4 protein-coding genes are annotated in these 4,298 nt (G+C 68.7%); 2 read left to right on the forward strand and 2 right to left on the reverse strand.

Going from position 1 to position 4,298, the window contains the following annotated elements; translation table 11 throughout:
* The first annotated feature begins 302 nt into the window (after nucleotides 1-302).
* On the forward strand, nucleotides 303-1,103 hold the full coding sequence (locus tag IE271_RS40265) for an IS5 family transposase (protein WP_190195387.1): 801 nt from the start codon (nucleotides 303-305) through the stop codon (nucleotides 1,101-1,103).
* Nucleotides 1,104-1,531: 428 nt separating this feature from the next.
* On the opposite strand, the gene IE271_RS40270 is transcribed toward IE271_RS40265, so the two are convergent.
* On the reverse strand, nucleotides 1,532-1,969 hold the full coding sequence (locus IE271_RS40270; RefSeq protein WP_190195388.1) for a nitroreductase/quinone reductase family protein: 438 nt from the start codon (nucleotides 1,967-1,969) through the stop codon (nucleotides 1,532-1,534).
* Nucleotides 1,970-2,017: 48 nt separating this feature from the next.
* Complete coding sequence (locus IE271_RS40275) at nucleotides 2,018-2,797, reverse strand: SDR family NAD(P)-dependent oxidoreductase (protein WP_190195389.1); 780 nt, start codon at nucleotides 2,795-2,797, stop codon at nucleotides 2,018-2,020.
* A gap of 104 nt (nucleotides 2,798-2,901) precedes the next feature.
* Here IE271_RS40275 and IE271_RS40280 point away from each other — a divergent pair, with 104 nt between their 5' ends.
* Nucleotides 2,902-3,525, forward strand: coding sequence for a TetR/AcrR family transcriptional regulator (locus IE271_RS40280; protein ID WP_190195390.1), 624 nt, complete (start codon nucleotides 2,902-2,904; stop codon nucleotides 3,523-3,525).
* Nucleotides 3,526-4,298: the final 773 nt, after the last annotated feature.

Here is a 4,298-nt window from a genome sequence, read left to right on the forward strand (position 1 = left end):
CGGCGACCTGCTCCGCTTCATCGTGCTCGACGGCCTGGCCAGGCCCACCGTCCTGGAGGGCCCCGACCCGGCCGTCCTGCTCGCCGCCTACGGCGAGACGACCTCATCCACCTCAAGTGACAACGCTCGCCGTGAACCGGGATGCATCCCATACGGCCCGTGCTGAAATCTTCCGGCGAGGCACACGAGCCAGCGGCCGCACATGCCGGTAGCTCCAGAAATAAAGCTTTTCATCCCATATGCTTCCCGCGTGGCTCAGAGGTCATCTCATTTGGCCTTGGCGGTAGCCTGAGCATGTGTTGATGGTTGAGCGTCTGGTCCCGGACGGGTCGCGGAAGCTGTTCCAGCGGGTGGCGCCGGAGGCACCGTCGCGTCCGCAGGGCGGTGGCCGGCGCCGGTACGGCGATCGTGAGGTGCTGGCCGCAATCATCTTCATGGCGACGACGGGCTGCACGTGGTCGCAGGTCCCGCCGATGTTCGAGCCGTCCGGTGCGACGGCCCATCGCCGGTTCACGCAGTGGTCGAAGGCCCGGGTAGGGGCGAAGCTGCACCGGCTGGTGCTGGACGGGCTCGGCTCGCAAGGCGAGCTGGACTGGTCGCGGTGCGCGATCGACTCGGTGTCCCTGCGGGCCCTAAAAAAAAGGGGGAACCTGACAGGTCCGAGTCCTGTGGATCGCGGCGAGAAAGGGTCGAAGATCCACCTGATCACCGAGCGGACCGGCCCGCCCCTGCCTGTCGGGATCTCTGGTGCCAACCTGCACGACAGCCAGGCCCTGGAGCCGCTCGTGCGCGGCATCCCGCCCGTCCGCTCCCGCCGCGGCCCGCGCCGGCGCAAGCCCGCCAAGCTCCACGGCGACAAGGGATACGACTACGCCCATCTACGGAAATGGCTCCGCGCGCGTGGCATCCGGCACCGCATCGCCCGCAAGGGCATCGAGTCCTCCCAGCGGCCGGGACGCCACCGCTGGACCATCGAGCGCACCATGGCCCGGCTCGCCGGCTGCCGCCGCCTGCACCGCCGCTACGAACGCAAGGCGGAGCACTTCCTGCCCTTCACCAGCATCGCCTGCACCCTCATCTGCCACCGCCGACTCGCCAAATGAGATGACCTCTTATCCGCAGGCCGCCGGGCCGGGGAAGGCCTCCCCAGTTCCCGCTGTCACCGTCGCAACGTTCCATGTCCCATACGCCGGGGAGTCCCTCACGGTCGCGATTCCAGGATCTTCGCTGCTTCCATGGCCTTCGCCCTGGTTTCGGGGGCTCGGCACTCCCTGCCCCCGCCCCGAGAGGCGGGCCTCTAACGACGCCGCAGACTTCGCGTGATGCTACGGACCGCTGCTTTGCTCCCCCTTGCAGGGCTTTCGACACCGGGCTCGACGCCGGGCGTTTCCCCCCGACGCCGCCAGTCTGCTACCGGGCCTCCTGGCAGCTACCCAGACCGGACTTCCACCGGCAGGCGACAACGAGCTTACGACTCAAGATCACCTGCATCGAAGACCTCCGAGTCTGCTGGGCGCGCGAAAGCCCGAGGCTAGTTGACACTCCCCTCATGGCCCTCACAGAGGAAGGTGATGCGGGTCAGGCGGCTGTCCAGCCAGTCCCGTAGGTGAGTGGGCCGGGCGATGGTGCCGGGGTTGTGCGGCTGGTTGAGGTCGGCGACGATCTCGGTGAGGACCGCGCGGCGTTGATCCTCGTCGGTGACGGGTGCGGCCAGGGCGGGTAGATCGGCCCGGACTTTGTACTTGAGGTGGAAGGTGAACCGCGGGTCGGCCAGCAGGTTGGCGTACCAGCTCGTCGGGCGGCCCGAGGTCCCGCTGCACAGATAGGTCTCGCCGAGGGCCCGGTAGAAGAAAATCTCGATGCGGCGGGGAAGGCCGGTGCGGCGTCCCGTGGTGGTGATGTCGATGATCCTCTCGCGGGTGCCGGCGGCCGGGGTGATCTCGATGGCTGCGCGGAGAGCCGGGTCCATACGGGGTCTGTTCCTTGGGTGCGGAGGGGCCGTCGGTCGGTGTGGTGCTCAGGCGGCGTCGTACTTGAGGGCAGGGCCGAGCAGCAGGCCGCCGTCGATCACGAACTCCGCGCCGGTGGCGAAGGAGGCGTCGTCGGAGCCGAGGAAGAGCAGGGCGCGGGTGATGTCGGCCGGCTCGCCCACCCGCGGGATCGCGAACGGCTCCGCGGAGTAGAAGTCGGAGATCGGCGCGTCGCTGCCGGCGGCGGGCTCGGTGATGAAGGGGGTGGAGATGACGCCGGGAAGGATGGCGTTGACGCGGATATTGTCCCGGCCCAGTTCGAGCGCGGCGGTCTTGGTCAGGCCGCGCACGGCCCACTTGCTGCTCGCATAGGGAGCATAGAAGGCGGTGCCGCCGACGCCGGAGGTGGAGGCGATGTTGATGATGACGCCTCCGCCCGACCGGCGCAGGGAGGAAACCGCGGCGCGGATGCCGAGGAAGGTACCGGTGAGATTGATGTTGAGGATGCGGTCCCACACGCGGCGGTCGGTGGCCTCGATCGGGGCGGCGGGGTTTTGCACTCCGGCGTTGTTGATCAGGACGGACAGCGGGCCGAAGCGCTCCTCGGTCTGAGCGATCGCGTGGTTCCATGCCTCTTCGTCGGTGACGTCGAGGCGGACGGCGAGGGCGCGCTCGCCGAGTTCTGCGGCGAGGGCGCGGCCGCGGTCCTCGGCGATGTCGGCGATCACGACGTTGGCGCCCTCGGCGTGGAAGGCGCGGATGTGGCTGGCGCCCTGGCCGCCGGTGCCGCCGGTGACGAGTACGGTGCGGTGGTCGAAGCGTCCCATGGTGTGTTCCTTTCACAAAGGTGAGTCGAGTGACTCATCTCGCGTTCGAGACTAAGCCTGCATCAGGGGTGAGTCAAGCGACTCACCTCGCCTAACATGGGGACATGACGACTGAGCCTTCGGCCTACCACCAGCGCGTCGCTGAGGAAAAGCGTGCGGCGATCCTGCGCGCGGCCACCCGGCTGTTCCTCGACTCGGGCTACGACCGCACGTCACTGGCGAAGATCGCAGACACCGCAGGCGTGTCGAAGGCGACCCTTTTCAAACAGTTTCCGACCAAGGCGGCACTCTTCGACGCCATCGTCACCGCGTCCTGGCACAAAGGCGGTGAGGAGGAGCCCCCGCCGGCCGGAGACCTCACAACCGGCCTGACCGAGATCGGGCGGCGCTACGTCGCCCTACTGACCCGGCCGGACATGGCGGACCTCTTCCGGATCGTCATCGCCGAGCTGCCCCGGTTTCCGGAGCTGGGCGAGGCCCAGTTCCAGCGGGGCAAGCTGCCCTACTTCGACTCTGTGCGCCGCTACCTGGAGAGCGAGCGGGACGCCGGGACGGCCGTCATCCCGGACACCGAGCTGGCCGCCACCCAGTTCCTCGGCATGATCTCTAACTACGTCTTCTGGCCACGGATGCTGCTCTTGCAGTGGGCCCCCGGAACCGAGGCAATGGACCACGTCGTCCAGGAAGCGGTGCTGACAATGACGTCACGCTACGCCGCATCCGACTGACAGCAGCGCACACGGTGGTCGTCACCGCGCGTACGCGGGACGGCGTGGCCTCCTGCACCGGGTTCAAAGACGACTCCGCCCGGGAACACACCCGTTCCCAGCGGCACGTTGCGGACGAGGCGGTCGGTGGACGGTCGGTGCGGATCGACTTGAAGGTCCGCCGTCCGTATGGCGAGAAGCCCCATTGCCCGAAGACGGCATTCGCTGAGCAGGCGGAGGAAGGGCTTACCGTGTGCCGTCAAGGCGTACTCCAGCGCTTCAGACCGGGGTCGCAGCGGTTGCGGTAGCGTCGGCAGAGAAGGCCGAGTCCCGGCGGCTGTTGGCGCATCTGCACCACACGCTCAGCTGGGCCACGCTGCTGAGCTGTGCGGTGACGCTGCCCGATCCGCTCGCTCCGATGCCGGTGGTGCCGGCGGTGGACGACTTCACGCTGCGGCGGGGCGCCACTCCGGCACGCTGCCGGTCGACGCGGAGAGCCGGCCGCCGATCGAGCTATGGGACACGCGCGAGGCCGAACCGCTGACCGCCTGGCTGCGCGCGCATGTCTTCCGGCTCGATGAGGCGGCAACCGGCCGGGACGTCGTGGTTCCGCTGCACAACAGGCCGACCGGCTGACGCCGGCCCCTCCCGCCGCACCGCGCGATGCCGCATACAAGCGCGGCGCGACACAGCAGAGACAGTGGTGCCCCGGACCGCCCGTCCGGGGCACCACCGCTGTACGGGCCAGCGGCTACACCTCGATGTAGGCGACCACGACGACGGTGCACAGCGCG

The sequence above is a fragment of the Streptomyces minutiscleroticus genome (assembly GCF_014650875.1).
In the GTDB taxonomy this organism is placed as follows: Bacteria; Actinomycetota; Actinomycetes; order Streptomycetales; family Streptomycetaceae; genus Streptomyces; species Streptomyces minutiscleroticus.

Coding starts and splice junctions, on each gene's coding strand:
- IE271_RS40265 (WP_190195387.1), top strand. CDS start 303: ATGGTTGAGCGTCTGGTCCCGGACGGGTCGCGGAAGCTGTTCCAGCGG.
- IE271_RS40270 (WP_190195388.1), bottom strand. CDS start 1,969: ATGGACCCGGCTCTCCGCGCAGCCATCGAGATCACCCCGGCCGCCGGC.
- IE271_RS40275 (WP_190195389.1), bottom strand. CDS start 2,797: ATGGGACGCTTCGACCACCGCACCGTACTCGTCACCGGCGGCACCGGC.
- IE271_RS40280 (WP_190195390.1), top strand. CDS start 2,902: ATGACGACTGAGCCTTCGGCCTACCACCAGCGCGTCGCTGAGGAAAAG.